At 36.5% G+C, this 16847-nt stretch carries 13 protein-coding genes; 11 read left to right on the forward strand and 2 right to left on the reverse strand.

All coding sequences use genetic code 11. The annotated features are described in order from the left end of the window. The first annotated feature begins 62 nt into the window (after positions 1 to 62). The 7 genes from NU09_RS07220 (at position 63) to NU09_RS07250 (ending at position 10497) form a co-directional block, all read left to right on the forward strand. Positions 63 to 3359, forward strand: a complete 3297-nt coding sequence (locus NU09_RS07220) for a DUF4175 family protein (protein ID WP_129750601.1) — start codon at positions 63 to 65, stop codon at positions 3357 to 3359. Beyond that, positions 3352 to 3759: an rRNA maturation RNase YbeY gene (gene ybeY, locus NU09_RS07225; protein ID WP_129750602.1), complete on the forward strand. Its 408-nt coding sequence runs from the start codon at positions 3352 to 3354 to the stop codon at positions 3757 to 3759. The genes NU09_RS07220 and ybeY overlap by 8 nt, the downstream gene beginning before the upstream one ends. Positions 3760 to 4024: 265 nt before the next feature. After that, a complete protein-coding gene (gene mnmG, locus NU09_RS07230; protein ID WP_129750652.1) occupies positions 4025 to 5896 on the forward strand; it encodes a tRNA uridine-5-carboxymethylaminomethyl(34) synthesis enzyme MnmG in 1872 nt (623 codons plus the stop codon). A 1-nt stretch (position 5897) separates the two neighbouring features. Then, on the forward strand, positions 5898 to 6425 hold the full coding sequence (locus NU09_RS07235) for a hypothetical protein (RefSeq protein ID WP_129750603.1): 528 nt from the start codon (positions 5898 to 5900) through the stop codon (positions 6423 to 6425). Beyond that, on the forward strand, positions 6425 to 7279 hold the full coding sequence (locus tag NU09_RS07240) for a class I SAM-dependent methyltransferase (protein WP_129750604.1): 855 nt from the start codon (positions 6425 to 6427) through the stop codon (positions 7277 to 7279). Before NU09_RS07235 ends, NU09_RS07240 begins: the two co-directional genes overlap by 1 nt. 242 nt (positions 7280 to 7521) lie before the next feature. Beyond that, entirely contained in the window at positions 7522 to 8121 is a 600-nt protein-coding gene (locus tag NU09_RS07245) for an OmpH family outer membrane protein (RefSeq protein ID WP_129750605.1), read from the forward strand. Between the two features lie 99 nt (positions 8122 to 8220). Then, on the forward strand, positions 8221 to 10497 hold the full coding sequence (locus NU09_RS07250) for a helix-turn-helix domain-containing protein (RefSeq protein ID WP_129750606.1): 2277 nt from the start codon (positions 8221 to 8223) through the stop codon (positions 10495 to 10497). A gap of 51 nt (positions 10498 to 10548) precedes the next feature. Here the strand turns inward: NU09_RS07250 and NU09_RS07255 are convergent, their stop codons facing one another. Both NU09_RS07255 and NU09_RS07260 read right to left on the reverse strand, forming a co-directional pair. Continuing rightward, complete coding sequence (locus NU09_RS07255) at positions 10549 to 10935, reverse strand: DoxX family membrane protein (protein ID WP_129750607.1); 387 nt, start codon at positions 10933 to 10935, stop codon at positions 10549 to 10551. 1 nt (position 10936) lies between these two features. Continuing rightward, on the reverse strand, positions 10937 to 12085 hold the full coding sequence (locus NU09_RS07260; RefSeq protein ID WP_129750608.1) for an ATP-binding protein: 1149 nt from the start codon (positions 12083 to 12085) through the stop codon (positions 10937 to 10939). A 347-nt stretch (positions 12086 to 12432) separates the two neighbouring features. Here NU09_RS07260 and NU09_RS07265 point away from each other — a divergent pair, with 347 nt between their 5' ends. From NU09_RS07265 to NU09_RS07280, 4 genes are all read left to right on the forward strand, one after another. Next, the gene (locus NU09_RS07265; RefSeq protein ID WP_129750609.1) at positions 12433 to 13620 is read left to right on the forward strand and encodes a phosphoglycerate kinase; all 1188 of its coding nucleotides are present in this window, start codon (positions 12433 to 12435) and stop codon (positions 13618 to 13620) included. Between the two features lie 99 nt (positions 13621 to 13719). Beyond that, entirely contained in the window at positions 13720 to 15426 is a 1707-nt protein-coding gene (locus tag NU09_RS07270; protein WP_129750610.1) for a lytic transglycosylase domain-containing protein, read from the forward strand. A gap of 9 nt (positions 15427 to 15435) precedes the next feature. Continuing rightward, positions 15436 to 16404 (forward strand): DUF4837 family protein, encoded by a 969-nt coding sequence (locus NU09_RS07275; RefSeq protein WP_129750611.1) that lies wholly within the window; start codon positions 15436 to 15438, stop codon positions 16402 to 16404. Continuing rightward, positions 16401 to 16847, forward strand: coding sequence for a GNAT family N-acetyltransferase (locus tag NU09_RS07280; protein WP_129750612.1), 447 nt, complete (start codon positions 16401 to 16403; stop codon positions 16845 to 16847). The genes NU09_RS07275 and NU09_RS07280 overlap by 4 nt, the downstream gene beginning before the upstream one ends.

Here is a 16847-nt window from a genome sequence, read left to right on the forward strand (position 1 = left end):
TTAACTGTTATTTATTCGGAAGAAATTGTAATTTTATCAGTTATTAACAATTGACTGTAATTTTGGAAGCAAAAAACATAATTTTCAACAAGCTGGAAGGCTTTATTAAGAAGTACTATACCAACGAATTAATAAGGGGTAGTATCTTTTTTATAGGGCTTGGACTTTTATATTTTATATTCACTTTACTGGTAGAATATTTTTTATGGTTGTCTTCAACCTGGCGAAGTATTTTGTTTTGGCTGTTTGTTGCTGTTGAGATTTTTTTGCTTCTGCGATTTATATTATTTCCTGTTTTTAAATTATTCAAATTACAAAAGGGTATAGATTACAAACAGGCGTCTTCCATTATAGGGAATCACTTTACAGAGGTTAGTGATAAACTTACCAATTTCCTTCAGCTTTCAGCAGAGTCTGCTAAGTCAGAATTGTTATTGGCTTCCATAGATCAAAAAGCTAAAAATTTACAGCCTGTTCCGTTTACCAATGCTATTAATTTTAAGAGGAATATTAAATACCTGCCTTATGCTGCTATACCTGTATTATTAATTTTGGTATTTGCATTAAGCGGAAATTCTTCAATATTTACTCAAAGTTTTGACAGGGTAGTGCATTATGATAAGCATTATGCTCCGCCGGCTCCTTTTGAATTTGTTATTGTAAACGATTCTCTTACAGCTCAGCAGGATACAGATTTCTTATTAAAGGTTAAAACTGTTGGTAATATTGTTCCTGAAAATGCCATGATTACCATTAGAGATGAAAATTATTATTTAGAAAATACAGAGCCTGGTATTTTTGAATATAGATTTGAAAAACCATCAAAACCTATTGATTTTCAGTTATCTGCAAACAATGTAACATCTCAGCCGTACAAACTTAACGTTGTTGCTGTACCTACCATCTCTAATTTTGAAATGGTACTTACTTTTCCCGGATATCTTCATAAAAAGGCTAATGTTATTCGTGGAACAGGAAATGCAGTAGTGCCTGAAGGTACTAAAGTAACCTGGAAAATTAATGCGCTTGCTACCGGTAGTATCGAATGGGTAGGCAAGGAGGGAAGCTCTTTATTTACGAATACTGATGGGTTGTTTTCAACTTCTAAAACGATACTTAACAATACCGAGTATCAGATATTCACATCTAACGATAAGGTGGAACATCATGAAAAGCTTCAATATTCCATTACCACAATAAAAGACCAACATCCTACAATTGAAGTTTCATCTGCACCGGATAGTCTGAATCTTAAAAAAGAGATTATGCTTGGTCAGGTTTCTGATGATTACGGATTAACCAAATTACAAATAGTTTACTATCCTCAGGGTAACGAAAATGAAGCTAAAAAATTTGTGTTGCCGGTTAAAAAAGAAGTTTTCGATCGTTTTTATTACAGTTTCCCACAGGGATTAAATGTAAGAAAAGGTGTAAACTATGAATACTATTTTGAAGTGTTTGATAATGATGCAGTACATAATTTTAAAAGTTCTAAATCATCAGTATTCTCTCATAGAGAACTTACCGACGATGAGAAACAGGAGAAATCTTTACAGGAACAAAACAGTAATATAAACAGTTTAGAGAAGTCTCTTAAAAATCAGGATAAGCAGTTAAGTGAGCTTGATAAGCTTCAAAAAATGAACAAGGAGAAATCTGCACTGGAATATAAAGACCTTAAAAAGGTTGAGGATTTTATTAATCGTCAAAAAATGGTTGAGGAGCGTATGAAAGAATTCTCTAAAAAACTAAACGATAATCTTGAAGAATTCAATCCTGAGAAGAAGGATGAGCGTAAGGAAGAGCTGATGAAGCGTCTGGAACAACAGGAAAAAGAAGCTCAGAAAAATGAAAAACTTTTAGAAGAACTGCAAAAGCTTACAGATAAAATTGAGAAGGAAGAACTGTTTGATAAAATGGAAAAGTTCAAACAGAAATCCAAAAGCCAAACAAAAAGCTTAGAGCAATTGGTTGAACTTACCAAGCGTTTTTATGTAGAGAAGAAAGCTGAACAGATTGCTGATGAACTTGAAAAGCTTGGTGAAAAACAAGAACAGTTGGCAGATAATAAAGAGAATTCTGCCGAGAAACAAGAGGCAATAAATAAGGAATTTGACAAGCTTCAGAAAGAAATGCGTGATCTTGAAAAGCAAAATGAGGAGCTTAAAAAACCAATGGATATTCCTACTGATAAAGCTGAAGAGGAAAACATTGAGCAGGATATGGAAAAAGCAACTGAAGATTTAAAACAAGATAACAAGCAAAAAGCATCACCTAAACAAAAATCTGCCGGACAAAAAATGAAGCAGATGAGCGGTAAAATGATGCAGTCTATGATGATGGGGGGTATGGAGCAAATGGAAGAAGATGTTAAGATGCTTCGTCAGATCCTTGATAACCTTTTGGCCTATTCCTTTTCTCAGGAAAGTGTTATGGAACAGTTCAGGAAATCATCTTCAGGATCGCCATCATTCAGTAAATATCTTATAAAACAACAGGACTTAAAACAACAATTCCGTCATGTTGACGATAGCCTTTTTGCTATGTCTTTACGTAATCCAAAAATTACTGAACAGATAACTCAAGAGGTAGGAAATGTTCACTATTATGTTGATAAGGCTCTAAGCGATTTGGCCGAAAATATTATTCCCCGTGGTGTTTCTAACCAGCAATATGCAGTTACTTCTGCCAATAAATTGGCTGATTATTTAAGCGATGTTCTTAATAACATGCAGATGCAAATGCAGGGGTCAGGCATGGGTCAGTCTAAACCAGGGCAGGGTCAAAGTGGGATGCAGCTTAAAGATATTATCCAGAAACAACAGGGACTTTCTGAAGAGATGCAGAAAGGAATGCAAAAAAACGGCAAGCAGGAAGGCGAGCAACCGGGTGATAGTAAAGACGGGAAAAAACCCGGACAATCTGGTGAGAGTGGACAGGACGGTGAAGGTAATGCCGGAGATCTTTTAGAGATATATAAAGAACAGCAACAACTTCGTGAAGCCTTAGAAAAAGCACTGGAAAAAGAGGGTATGGGAGGTAATGGCCAGCGTGCCTTACAGCAGATGAAAGATATTGAGAAGCAGTTATTGAATAAAGGTTTTAAGAACGAAACCCTTCAAAAAATGCTTAATCTTAAGTACGAACTTTTAAAGCTTGATAAGGCAATGCAACAGCAGGGTGAAGAAAATAAACGCCAGTCGCAAACCAATACAAAAGAGTTTGATAATAATGCCAATACCATTCCTGATGAGCTTAAAGATTATCTTAATAGTATAGAGATATTAAACAGACAAAGTTTACCTTTGCGCCCAAATTTTAACCAAAGGGTACAAACCTATTTTAAGAACAATGATTAGCTTTAATTACGAAACCGATTTTGAACTTGAAAATGAATCTCAATATGAAGATTGGGTTTCAGAGATTATAGTGTCTGAGAATAAAACGGAAGGAGAAATCAATTACATTTTTTGTGATGATGAATATCTTTTACAAAAGAATATTGAGTTTTTAAACCACGATACCTTAACCGACATTATCAGTTTTGACTATACTATGGGTAATCTTATCAGTGGAGATATTTTTATTTCTGTAGAAAGGGTAAAGGATAATGCCAATGATTTTAATGTTGGTTTTGAAGAAGAATTGCGCAGGGTAATGGCTCATGGCATACTACACTATTGCGGATATAAAGATAAAACCGAAGAAGATTCTGCTTTAATGCGTTCAAAGGAAAACGAAAAAATGAAGTTGTTTTAAGGCAACAGGCAGAGATGTTAATTGATATTCAACAGGCGCCCATTACAAAATAATAGTATACTTTTGTACCGCTTAAGAATGTGTCTTAGGGTTAATTAGCTATTGAATGTTTCACGTGAAACATTTTAAACATCAAACTAAGAGCGTTCCACGTGGAACATTTTTAGTTTGAAAAGAAAATATATAAACGTTCCACGTGGAACGTTTGAGTGAGCAGAAAATTTTTAGGCGTTCCACGTGGAACAGTAAAGGAGAATATAAAGAAATGTTTCAGGATGTTTATGATGTAGTTGTGGTAGGTGCAGGGCATGCCGGGAGTGAGGCTGCTGCTGCTGCTGCTAATATGGGTTCAAAAACGCTTTTGGTTACCATGAGTTTGCAAAACATTGCACAAATGTCTTGCAATCCCGCTATGGGTGGTATAGCAAAAGGTCAAATTGTACGTGAAATTGATGCTTTGGGCGGGTATTCGGGAATTGTGTCAGACAAGACAGCAATCCAGTTCAAGATGCTCAATAAATCAAAAGGGCCTGCTATGTGGAGTCCGAGGGTACAGAGTGACCGTATGCGTTTTGCTGAAGAGTGGAGAACGATGTTGGAACAAACTCCAAATCTTGATTTTTACCAGGAAATGATTTCCGGAATTCTTATCGAGAATGGAAAAGTTACAGGAGTGAAAACTTCTCTTGGAATTGAAATCAAAGCTAAGTCGGTTGTGTTGACAAACGGAACCTTTTTGAATGGATTGATTCATATTGGGGAAAAACAGTTTGGTGGAGGTAGAGCAGGAGAGGGAGCTTCGTATGGCATAACAGAGGATTTAATCAAGGCAGGTTTTGATGCCGGAAGAATGAAAACGGGAACCCCGCCTCGTGTAGATGGTCGTTCTCTTGATTATTCTAAAATGATAGAACAACCGGGAGATGAAAGCCCTGATAAGTTTTCATATTCTGATGTAACAAGACCATTAACGCATCAGCGTTCTTGTCATATGACATATACTTCAGAATTGGTTCACGATTTACTTCGTGAAGGTTTTGACCGTTCGCCAATGTTTAACGGAAGGATTAAAAGTTTAGGTCCGCGCTACTGTCCTTCTATAGAAGACAAGATTAACCGTTTTGCAGACAAAGATCGTCACCAACTTTTTGTCGAACCGGAAGGCTGGAATACGGTAGAGGTTTATGTAAACGGATTTTCTACCTCTTTACCAGAAGATGTTCAGTTTAAAGCATTGCGTTCTGTTGCCGGATTTGAGAATGTAAAATTCTTCCGTCCGGGTTACGCTATAGAATATGATTATTTTCCACCCACGCAGTTAAAGCATACGCTTGAAACCAAGTTGGTGGAGAATTTATATTTTGCAGGGCAGATTAACGGTACAACCGGATATGAGGAAGCAGCTTCTCAAGGCTTAATGGCGGGTATTAATGCCCACCTTAAAGTGCATGATAAAGCGCCGTTTATTTTAAAACGTAACGAAGCTTATATAGGTGTACTTATTGATGATCTTATTACTAAAGGAACTGAAGAACCTTATAGAATGTTTACCTCAAGAGCTGAATACAGAACATTACTTCGTCAGGATAATGCCGATTTCAGATTAACACCATTGTCATATGAAATTGGTCTTGCTAAAGAGGACCGTTTACGCAGAATGGAAAAGAAACGAGACGAATCTGATGCGTTTGTAAATTTCTTTAAAGAAACGAGTGTTAAGGTTGCTGAGGCTAATCCAATTTTAGAAGCTAAAGGATCTGCTCCGATTGTTCAGCCTGATAAAATGTTCAAAGTTTTTTCACGTCCGCAATTAGAGCTTGAGGATATTCTTAAATTTGAAAAAGTTCAGGAATATATAAACGAAAATAATTTGGATAAGGAAGTAATTGAACAGGCCGAAATCCAGGTTAAATATTCCGGCTATATAGAAAAGGAAAAAAATAATGCCGACAAACTAAACAGATTGGAGGATTTAAAAATTCCTGATAATTTTGATTATGATAAAATAAAGTCTCTTTCTTTTGAAGCGAGAGAGAAAATGAAAAAAATAAGACCGGTAACAATTTCACAGGCATCTCGTATTAGTGGTGTATCTCCTAGTGATGTTTCGGTATTATTAATACACATGGGAAGATAATATGAAAAATATGTTTCACGTGGAACGTTACAATAAAACCCTTTTTTATAAAGGGTTTTTTCTGTTTTTACTAAGTACTGTGATTTTATCCTGTAGTGCGCCAAGATATGCTGTTGATGTTTCTGATTATGTTTTGCTGGAGGACGGAAAGCATGTAATGGGAACTGAGAAAGGATTAACCGCTTTTCTTTTTCAAAATCAGCCTACAAAAATAACTTTTAACCAGTTTTTAGTTGAAAAGTATGATTTAGGCAAATTCACTGAAATTGAATACTGGACAACAGTAGAAGGAACGAAGTTTAAAATGATGTTGTACACACAGGATGAATTAAATAAATATTTTGATACAACAGATTTTATAGCTTCTAACAGAGTGCCTGAAAATGCAGTTGTAGGATCTCAGGTTAAATTTTTGGCTATCTCTGTCATTAATGAATTTAATGAAGACTGTCTGGCAGATGATTCCCTTTTTAAAAACACAGTGATAAAATATTTAAAGGACCTTAAAGACCAATACAACAATTTATAATGAACTTTTCTCAAAACAAGGTTTATCTTACTGTAAAAGATTATTCTGTATCGGGTGAAGAATTTCAACTTCTAATGGATGAGGATTTAGAATTGCTTAAAACACATCCACATCCGTCTCTTGAAAATTTAGGGAGTTATTATGAAAGTGAAGATTATATTTCTCATACTGACGGAAAACGTTCTCTTTTTGAAAAATTATACCATGCTGTAAAACAAAAGGCGCTTAGAGATAAGATTAATATAGTTAATACTAATCAAACGCAAAAAGGTAAACTTTTAGATATAGGCGCCGGAACCGGAGATTTTTTAGTAACTGCAAAAAATAGTGGTTGGGAGACTTTAGGTATCGAACCAAGCGAAAAAGCTAAAAAAATTTCTCTTTCTAAAGGAATTTCATTCAAAAATGATATAAAAGAGATTGAAAATGCCTCTTTTGATGTGGTTACGATGTGGCATGTATTGGAACATGTTCCTGATATTCAGCAACATATATCCGAATTAAAGCGTATTTTAAAGCCTAATGGACTAATAATCATCGCGGTTCCTAATTATAAAAGTTATGATGCAGGGTATTATGGTAAGTTTTGGGCTGCTTATGATGCGCCAAGACACCTTTGGCATTTTTCTAAAAAGGCAATAGCACATCTTTTTGCAAAAGAAGATTTAGAGGTGAAAAAAATCCTGCCAATGAAATTTGACAGTTTTTATGTAAGCCTGCTTTCTGAAAAATACAAAACCGGAAAAATGAATTTTGTGAAAGGGTTTTTTATTGGTTTGCGTTCTAATATAAAAGCAGCACGTAATTTTGAGTACTCGTCGCATATTTATGTCATAAGACGGGCTAAAAATTAAATAAAAGCCGTTTAAGGCCGTTTTAAGGCGTTTAACATGGAAATACCTTTCCTTTTTTTAAAACGTTTTTACAGCTGATTTATATAAGCCAACTTTAATATAAAGCTTTTATAGCAAAGCCTTTTTTATATAAAGAATATTTATAGCTTAAAAACTGGCAATAATTTTAATAAAAACTTGTTTTTGGAACTTTAGAACGAATTATTACTTTTACCGAAATTTTAAAAATTAAAATACCGCAAATGAAAAAATCATTATTAATACTTGGCCTGGCTGTTACACTTTTTTCGTGCAACAAAAATGAAGGAACTGTAACAGAATTTAAAACTGCTTATGTTGACACGCAAAAGCTGATGGAAGAATCGAAAGAATTAAAAGATCTTGAGTCCAGAAGTAAAGTTAAGCAGGAGGAAATGGGCAGGGAGCTTGATGATAAAGTTCAAAAACTTAAACTTGATTATGCAAGTGCACAAAATGAAGCACAGCGTAAAGGTCCTCAATGGGCTCAGCTTAAAGCTCAGGAGTTTCAGAGAAGAGAGCAGGAGATTGGTATGATGCAGGAAACGATGATCAAACAGTTTCAGGAAGAGTTTGGTTCTCAAAGTGATACTATCCGTAAAGCGATGAGAGAATACATTAAAGATTACGGTAAAAAGAACGGTTATGATTATATTTATGGTACTGGTGATGCAGTATCTATTATTTATGCAAAAGATGCATATGATATCACTGAAGATATAATCAAAGCTCTTAATGAAAAGTATAGCGGCAATAAAACTACTGTTGAACCAACAGAAGAAAAAGCAGCAACTACTGAGAAAGAAGAGCCTGTTAAAAAATAATAAGATTTTATCTTAGTTAAAAGCTCCCTTAATGGGAGCTTTTTTTATTGTCATAATTTTTAGAATATGTATTTTCGGGAACGAATAATTACACGCCAAATGGAAAGCTTATCTACAGCAGCAGAATATACCTTACGCTTTATAAATCAAACAAATAGGTCAATTTTCTTAACCGGTAAAGCCGGCACGGGTAAAACAACCCTGTTAAAGGAAATTATACGCACCACACACAAAAATGTTGTTGTTGTGGCACCTACAGGTATTGCAGCACTTAATGCGGGCGGTGTAACTATCCATTCCATGTTTCAGTTGCCTTTTGCAGGCTTTATACCCGACAATAGCTTACCACAGATAACCGATTCTGTACGCTTTGAAAATAAAGACAGTCTTAGAAGACACTTTAAAATGCGAGGAGACAAGCAGGCCGTAATTAAAAACATGGAACTTCTTGTTATAGACGAGGTTAGTATGTTGCGTGCCGATTTACTTGACGCTATGGATTTTATGCTTCGTAGCGTGCGTCATAAAGACATTCCTTTTGGGGGTGTGCAGGTATTGTTTATTGGAGACTTATTACAGCTTCCTCCAGTAGTGAAAAATGAGGAATGGGAAGTGTTAAGCCAGTACTATAGAGGTAAGTATTTCTTTCATTCTCATGTAGTTAGCCAAAATCCGCCATTGTATATTGAGCTTTCAAAAATATACAGGCAAACTGACGAGGACTTTATTTCCATACTTAATAATCTGAGAAACAATGTAATAACACGTGATGACATTGCTGTTTTAAACAATTATGTTGATCCGGCGTTTGATTTGGAAAAAAATCCGGGTTTTATTACGCTTACTACACACAATGCCAAAGCAGACAGCATTAATGCCAAGGCACTGGATAAGCTTGATGAAAAGGAATATGTTTTTGAACCTGAAATAGTGGGCGACTTTCCGGAGAAAATATATCCGGTGGAGGAAGAACTTAAGCTTAAGAAAGGGGCTCAGGTAATGTTCATTAAAAACGACCTTTCTCCGGATAAGAATTACTTTAACGGAAAGATAGGGGTTATCAAATCATTATCGGACGAGGAGATATTGGTACATTTTCCGGAAGAGGACCTTACCATTGAAGCTGATAAGTACGAGTGGAAGAATGTTCGCTATTACGTTAACGAAAACACGAAGGAAATAGAGGAGGAAATATTAGGTACTTTTGTGCATTATCCGTTAAAACTGGCATGGGCCATAACCGTACACAAAAGCCAGGGATTAACCTTTGACAAAGCCGCGCTTGATGTGTCGGGTGTTTTCCTGCCTGGACAGGCCTATGTTGCTCTTTCGCGTTTACGTTCGTTAAACGGTCTTATTTTGCTTTCTCAGTTGCAAATGAATGGTCTCAGCAACGATCTTGATGTTATGGATTATGCTTCTTCAAAAGTAAAAGAAGAGCAAATGGAGCATTTTCTACAAAAGGATACATTACGATTTATTTTTAACTATCTGAAAAACAGCTTCGATTGGGATGAACTGGTCGACATGTGGCAGCGCCACAGGCTAACCTATCTGCAGGAAGGTAAAAAATCACTTAAATACAAGTACAGGGAATGGGCTCATGAATCGGAAGAAAGGATAAAAAAAATGCACGAGCCGGGGCATAAGTTTATTAGCCAGCTTTCCAAATTGTTTTCTGTGGAACAACCCGATATGAAGTTTGTTGCCGAAAGAGTGGAGGCGGCCTACAATTATTTTTATCCTGTTATGGATAAACTGGTTACGGGTATTCTTCAAAAAATTGAGGAGATAAAAAGACTAAGAAAGGCAAAAGGTTTTTATGAGGAGCTAAGTGAGTTGGAGGAGATGCAAACCTATACGGTACTTAGGCTTATGAAGGCCAAACGCTTAATGGAAGTAGTGCTTAATGAAGAAGAGATTGTGAAGGAGAACCTTATCACTCCGCAAATACATTCTTACAGGCTTAAAAAACTTGAAGCAATACGTAAAAATGTCAAGGATAACCCTATTACCCTGCTTGAAGAGGATACAGAAGATTATGAAACAGAACGCTATCCGGCCAAAAAGAAAAAGGAACCTAAAAAATCTACATTGGAAGAAACCTTTGAACTTTGGGAGCAAAATCTTAGCATTGCCGAAATTGCAAGGATAAGAAAATTAACAGAAACCACTGTGTTAAGCCATTTTGCGGGATTAATACAGGTTGGTAAAATGAATATTGAAAAAGTATTGCCAGGAGATAAGATTAAGGCTCTTGCCGAAGCCTTTAAGGATTTTGACGGAGAATCGCTTACATCTTTAAAAGAAAAATATGGCGACGACTTTACCTGGGGAGAGTTGCGCCTGTATAAGGCAAGCCTTAAAAACGAATAAAAAGAAAGCCCCTTGTTGGGGCTTTTATATTGATAATTAAAATTCTAAATACTATAGCCAGCTTAAAAGCAGTACTGTGGGAATGAAATATATTACTATGGTTCTTGCTCCGTCATAGTCTTTTGCCATACGCTGGCCTAAAAGAAGAAGCAACAATGTAATAGATGATAAAACGGCTGCATAATATGCAAATTGCGTTGCTGTTCCGCCTTTCATTAGCATTTCTATAATACCTATTACGGCAAAAGCCCCAGCAACTACCTCAAGTACAAGTACTAAAAGTAAAGCAGCCGGAACCTGGTTTTTAATAGCGCTTTGAGCAAAATGTCCTTTAAGCCATTCTACATTACCTTTCCAGTCGGTTACTTTATCATAGCCTGACTGAATAAAAGTGATGGCGAGAAATGCAAGAATGATAATAATAGCTGGTGTCATAATTTTATTTTTTATGAATTAATCGCGTTAGTTTAATAGAAAGGTCGGTTAAAATTATTTTTGCATTACCGTTTCGTTCAATATGGTAAATAGCATCCGACAGTTCTTTAAAGATATCGTTTATATTATTTCCGTTTACAAACGGTGCAAAATTTTCAAGTTTGAATTTTTCTACCGATGGTTCCATGAAAACCAGTTCTTTAGCATTGTAATTTAAAAGCAACGCCTGACGGAACATATCAATACAAAAATGCAGGAATTGTTTTTGGGCTTCACGTCCGATTGATGATATCTGTTCGCTCCATTCAATAAGATCCTGTATGGCTGCCGCATTTCCCTTTGCGCGGAAAGCCGCCCTTACCCATTGTACAAACCATTGTTCAAAAGGGTTGCCTCCTGTATCTTTATTTAATAGCTGTAGTGCCTTGTTATAATTTCCCTGAGCCTGATGTGCAATTTTTAATGCTTCGTTAGGATCAAGATTTTGTTGGGAAACCAAAGCATCTGCAATAGCCTGCTCACTTAAGCTGCCGAAATGAAGTATCTGGCAACGCGATAAAATGGTTTGCAGTATGTCGTCATCACTTTCGGCAATAAGTATGAATACAGTTTTTTGCGGAGGTTCTTCCAGTAACTTAAGCAGTTTGTTTGCTGTAGCTACGTTCATCTTATCTGCCATCCAGATAATCATCACTTTATAACCCCCTTCATAAGATTTTAAGGAAAGTGACTTTACAATTTCGTGAGCTTCGTCAACACCTATCTGTCCCTGTTTGTTTTGAATGTCGATTTTCCTGTACCAGTCAAAAAGACTTCCGTAAGGATTTTCTGTAATAAATTCTCTCCAGTATTTTAAAAAGTTGGCACTTACAGGATGGCTTTTTACCTCACCGTTTGTGGCTACCGGAAATACAAAGTGAAGATCGGGGTGTGAGAAATTCTGGAATTTTAAATTGCAGACAGCATTACCGTTATTGTTTTCACCCTCGGTATTACTGCATAAAATATATTGGGCATAGGCTATTGCCATAGGCAAAGTTCCCGAGCCTTCGGCTCCAATGAACAATTGTGCATGCGAAATTCTTGAAGAATCTGCACTTTTAGTCAAATGGCTTTTAATATGTTCCTGGCCTAATATATCTGAAAAAAGCATAGGGCAAATATATAAGAATTTGCGGGATGTAACGGTACAGAATTATGTTATATATAATATGCGTATTCTATAGTAACGTTAGGTACAACTTTGTTTTTCTCGTTTTCATAACTACATAAAACTACTTTTTCTAAAAGGCTATTAGTAAGAACTTTTCCAAAAGAAAGAGTTTAAAATACTGCCGAGCTATCTAAAAAACAGATAATTATGCAGTTTTCAAAAACAGATTAATTATCAAATGATTAACTTTGTTAATTAACAAGGGTATCTTAATTTTATTTTAAAATAATTGAGGGAAAAAACTATATTTGCGTTTAACCAAATTTAAACAATATTAAAATACACCCATGAAGACCCTTAATGACTTTGATTTTAAAGGCAAGAAAGCAGTAATAAGAGTAGACTTTAACGTCCCTCTTGACGACAATTTTAACGTAACCGATGACACAAGGATTGTAGCTGCCAAGCCAACAATAGATAAAATCTTAAAAGATGGGGGAAGTGCTATTTTAATGTCGCACCTTGGAAGGCCAAAAGGAAAAGAAGAAAAATATTCACTTAAACATATTGTTGCTAAAACCAGTGAAGTTCTTGGGGTTAATGTGAAATTTGTTAACGACTGTATAGGGGCCGAAGCTGAAAAGGCGGCAGCCGATTTACAACCGGGAGAAGTACTTCTTTTGGAAAACTTACGTTTTTATAAAGAAGAGGAAGCAGGTGACGAAAATTTTGCAAAAAAACTTGCCGATTTAGGCGATATTTATGTTAACGATGCCTTTGGTACAGCACACCGTGCACACGCATCTACAACTATTATTGCAAAGTTTTTCCCTGAAAACAAGTGTTTTGGCTCGCTTCTTGCTAAAGAGATAGAAAGTCTTAACAAAGTTTTAAAGGATAGCAAGAAACCTGTTACGGCTGTTTTAGGAGGTTCTAAGGTATCTTCTAAAATTACGGTTATTGAAAACATTTTGGATAAAGTAGATCACATGATTATTGGAGGAGGAATGACATTTACTTTTATTAAAGCTCAGGGAGGTAAGATAGGCGACTCAATTTGTGAGGACGACAAACTTGATCTTGCCCTTGATATTATGGCAAAAGCCAAAGAAAAAAATGTACAGTTACACATACCTGTAGATGTAATTGCTGCTGATGCTTTTAGCAATGATGCAAATACTAAGGTTACCGATGTTAACGCAATTCCTGATGGCTGGCAGGGTCTTGATGCCGGACCAAAATCGCTGGAAAATTTCAAAAAAGTTATACTGGAATCAAAAACCATTTTATGGAACGGACCTCTAGGGGTTTTCGAAATGGAGAATTTTTCAAACGGAACTATTGAGCTTGGTAATTTTATTGCTGAAGCTACAGAAAAAGGGGCTTTCTCTCTTGTAGGAGGAGGTGACTCTGTTGCTGCGGTTAAGCAGTTTGGCCTTGAGCCTAAAATGAGCTATGTATCTACCGGAGGTGGTGCAATGCTTGAAATGCTGGAAGGAAAAACACTTCCGGGGATTGCTGCTATTTTAGAATAGTGGAAGTGTTAAAATTTATACGATTAACGAGAAACTAAAGTTATACCATACATTGTTACTTTGTAATACATTGTAATTTAACTGATTAATAAGTAAATTATGAATAAAAAAAGAACATTGTCTTTGCTGTTGGCAGCATTTTCGATTGGAGCTTTTGCACAGGAAACGGCAGAAGCTGACATACAAATTAAACCGGTTATAAAGATGTCCTTCCTGGACTCTGTAAAGTCGGGCTTTGTACGTCATGAGGAAATGAGATGTATCGACAGTCTATGGATGAAGGAGCTTGCAAACAATGATTTGTTTGAAGACATGCAGGAGGATATAGAAAGGTTAAACCCCGATGACGATGTAACTTTTGACCTGTCTACAGAACTACTTCAGCAGAGGCTGAAAGAAATGGATGCTAAGTCACCATTTAACATTGAGTACAGTAAAGGCCTGGAAAACATTATTAAATCTTATTTAAAAAACAGACCAAAAGGCTTTGAGCGTCTTATGGCTATTTCCCAGTACTATTTCCCGATGTTTGAAGAACATTTGGCGAAATATGACGTGCCTATCGAAATTAAGTACCTAGCCGTTATTGAGTCGGCACTTAACCCAAGAGCAAAATCAAGGGTTGGTGCAACCGGTTTATGGCAGTTTATGTACCCTACAGGTAAGCAGTACAATCTTGAGGTAAACTCTTATGTGGATGAGCGTTGCGATCCGCTTAAGGCTACCGAGGCAGCATGCCAGTACCTGTCGAGCCTGTATAACATTTTTGGTGACTGGGATCTCGTGCTTGCATCATACAATGCCGGTCCGGGTAACGTTACTAAAGCTATTCGTAGATCAAACGGTCATAAAAACTATTGGAACATAAGGAAAAATCTTCCACGTGAAACACAGGGGTATGTTCCTGCATTTCTTGCCACCATGTATATTTATGAGTATGGTAAGGAGCATGGTATTAAACCAAGACAGGCTTCTATGACTTATTTTGAGACAGACACTGTTATGGTAAAGCGCAAAATGTCGTTTAGACAGGTTGCTGATTTACTTGATGTGCCGGTTGAGGAACTACAGTTCTTAAACCCCATCTATAAACTGGACGTTATTCCTTTTGTTGCAGATGAGCCGCATTATTTAAGGTTACCAAAAGACAAGGTAGGATTATTTACCTCTAATGAAACGGCAATCTACGCTTATGTAGATTATGAAGATTTAAAGAGGGAAAGGCCATATTTTGTTGACGACAGTGATAAGGAAGCATTAGCTACTATTGGAAAAACCACAAAAGTTAAAACCAAATATCACACGGTTAAAAGAGGTGATGTTTTAGGTAAGATTGCCGATAAGTATAATGTATCTATTACTGATTTAAGAAAGTGGAACAAAATTAAAGGCAATACCATTTATGCCGGTCAAAAACTTAAAATTAACGAAACTATTATAGTTAATGTTCCTCAGGAAACTGCTGTTGCGGCGAAGCCTAAAAAATTGGCGAAGCCTGAAGTTAAGAAAGAGGCAGAGCAGGAGGTAGCTGATGTTGTTACTGATGAAGAAACTGCTGTTGCAGATAACGATACAGAGGAAGCTGAAGAAGTAAAACCGGTTGTTGTCGCTAAAGAAACCAAAAGATCTAAAAGCGTAAACTACGAAGAAGAGCGTTTATACATCGTTCAAAAAGGAGATTCACTTTTCAGTATTGCAAGAAAGCACCCCGGGGTAACTGTTGAAAACCTTAAGGATTGGAACAAACTTAAGGGAGAAAACATTCAGCCGGGAATGAAGCTTAAGGTGAAGTCTGCTGTTAATTAAAACACTGTCATGTCGGGAGCAAAACAAATATTGTATTTTGTTTTTATCCTGTGTATTATCGGCTGTAACAGTGATAATAGCAGCGATAGCAGCGATTCCAATATAAACGAAATTTCTATAATTATAGATGATGTCCTGTGGAACGGCGATGTGGGCGACAGCCTGCGAAAAAAACTCGCTGCTCCCGTAGAGGGCCTCACTCAGGAAGAACCTCTTTTTACACTTAATCAATACAACGAAAAAGTTTTTGGCGGTAAGCTTACCAAAGGCCGAAATATTATTGTTATTGATAAGGATACCATTAACAGCTTTACAGAAAAGACCAACAGGTACTGCAGGCCACAAAATGTATTTACCATAAGGGGGAAGAATGCACAGGAAATACTTTTTCTTATTGAAATACATGCTGACGAAATAATCAGGGCCATTAAGGAAACCGAAGTTAATGAGAACCAACAGCGAAACATTAAATCGGGTTTGGTTAGTCATGGTGTGTTCGAAAAGTTTGGTGTTTGTATTAATGTTCCTTCCACATATACTTATGCCATAAACAAGAGTGATTTCTTATGGCTTAAAAAAGATACCCCCGGAGGAAATACCAGCCTGCTATTATACAGGGTACCGTGCAATGTTATTGAAAGAGACAAGACTATTTTAAACAACATTATTACAATGCGGGATTCTGTTGGGGCGAGATATATACACGGTCAGGATGATAATACATTTATGGTAACCGAAGAGGCCTATTCCCCGTACTTTTTTACCACAAGCTATAGTAATAAAATGGTTTTTGAAACCCGCGGCAACTGGGAAATGAAAAATGATTTTATGAACGGGCCATTTATCAATTATGCCGTTAGGGATGATAAAAACAACAGTTACCTGGTAATTGAAGGATTTATATACAGCCCGTCTTCCCCTAAAAGAGATTTGATTGTGGAGCTGGAGTCTATAATCAGGTCTGCAGAATTTCTATGAAGCCAATATTTAAAATAAAGCGATTTAACGAACTTTCTTTAACCGAACTATACGAACTCCTGCAATTACGCAGTGAGGTATTTGTAGTGGAGCAAAACTGCGTTTATCAGGATATAGATGGTAAAGACATGAAGGCACTTCATCTTATTGGAGAATACAAAGGGAAGATTGTAGCTTATGCACGATTGTTTCCTTCCGGCTATTATTTTGACAATTCCTCAATAGGAAGGGTTGTGATAGGCGAAAAGTATCGCGACCGTAAATGGGGTCACGATTTGATAAAAGAAGCCTTGGAAGGTATAAAAACGCATTTTAATGCTACGGCAGTTACGATCTCTGCACAGCTTTACCTTAAAAAATTTTATGAAGCCCACGGCTTTAAACAAGAAGGGGAAGGCTATCTTGAAGACGGCATTCCCCATATAAAAATGAATATACTGTAA

The organism is Flavobacterium beibuense, assembly GCF_004151245.1.
In the GTDB taxonomy this organism is placed as follows: domain Bacteria; phylum Bacteroidota; class Bacteroidia; order Flavobacteriales; family Flavobacteriaceae; genus Flavobacterium; species Flavobacterium beibuense_A.

Excerpts from the sequence above, each read along its gene's own strand:
- ybeY (WP_129750602.1), top strand. The coding sequence starts at position 3,352 with ATGATTAGCTTTAATTACGAAACCGATTTTGAACTTGAAAATGAATCT.
- mnmG (WP_129750652.1), top strand. The coding sequence starts at position 4,025 with ATGTTTCAGGATGTTTATGATGTAGTTGTGGTAGGTGCAGGGCATGCC.
- NU09_RS07235 (WP_129750603.1), top strand. The coding sequence starts at position 5,898 with ATGAAAAATATGTTTCACGTGGAACGTTACAATAAAACCCTTTTTTAT.
- NU09_RS07240 (WP_129750604.1), top strand. The coding sequence starts at position 6,425 with ATGAACTTTTCTCAAAACAAGGTTTATCTTACTGTAAAAGATTATTCT.
- NU09_RS07245 (WP_129750605.1), top strand. The coding sequence starts at position 7,522 with ATGAAAAAATCATTATTAATACTTGGCCTGGCTGTTACACTTTTTTCG.
- NU09_RS07250 (WP_129750606.1), top strand. The coding sequence starts at position 8,221 with ATGGAAAGCTTATCTACAGCAGCAGAATATACCTTACGCTTTATAAAT.
- NU09_RS07260 (WP_129750608.1), bottom strand. The coding sequence starts at position 12,085 with ATGCTTTTTTCAGATATATTAGGCCAGGAACATATTAAAAGCCATTTG.
- NU09_RS07265 (WP_129750609.1), top strand. The coding sequence starts at position 12,433 with ATGAAGACCCTTAATGACTTTGATTTTAAAGGCAAGAAAGCAGTAATA.
- NU09_RS07270 (WP_129750610.1), top strand. The coding sequence starts at position 13,720 with ATGAATAAAAAAAGAACATTGTCTTTGCTGTTGGCAGCATTTTCGATT.
- NU09_RS07275 (WP_129750611.1), top strand. The coding sequence starts at position 15,436 with ATGTCGGGAGCAAAACAAATATTGTATTTTGTTTTTATCCTGTGTATT.
- NU09_RS07280 (WP_129750612.1), top strand. The coding sequence starts at position 16,401 with ATGAAGCCAATATTTAAAATAAAGCGATTTAACGAACTTTCTTTAACC.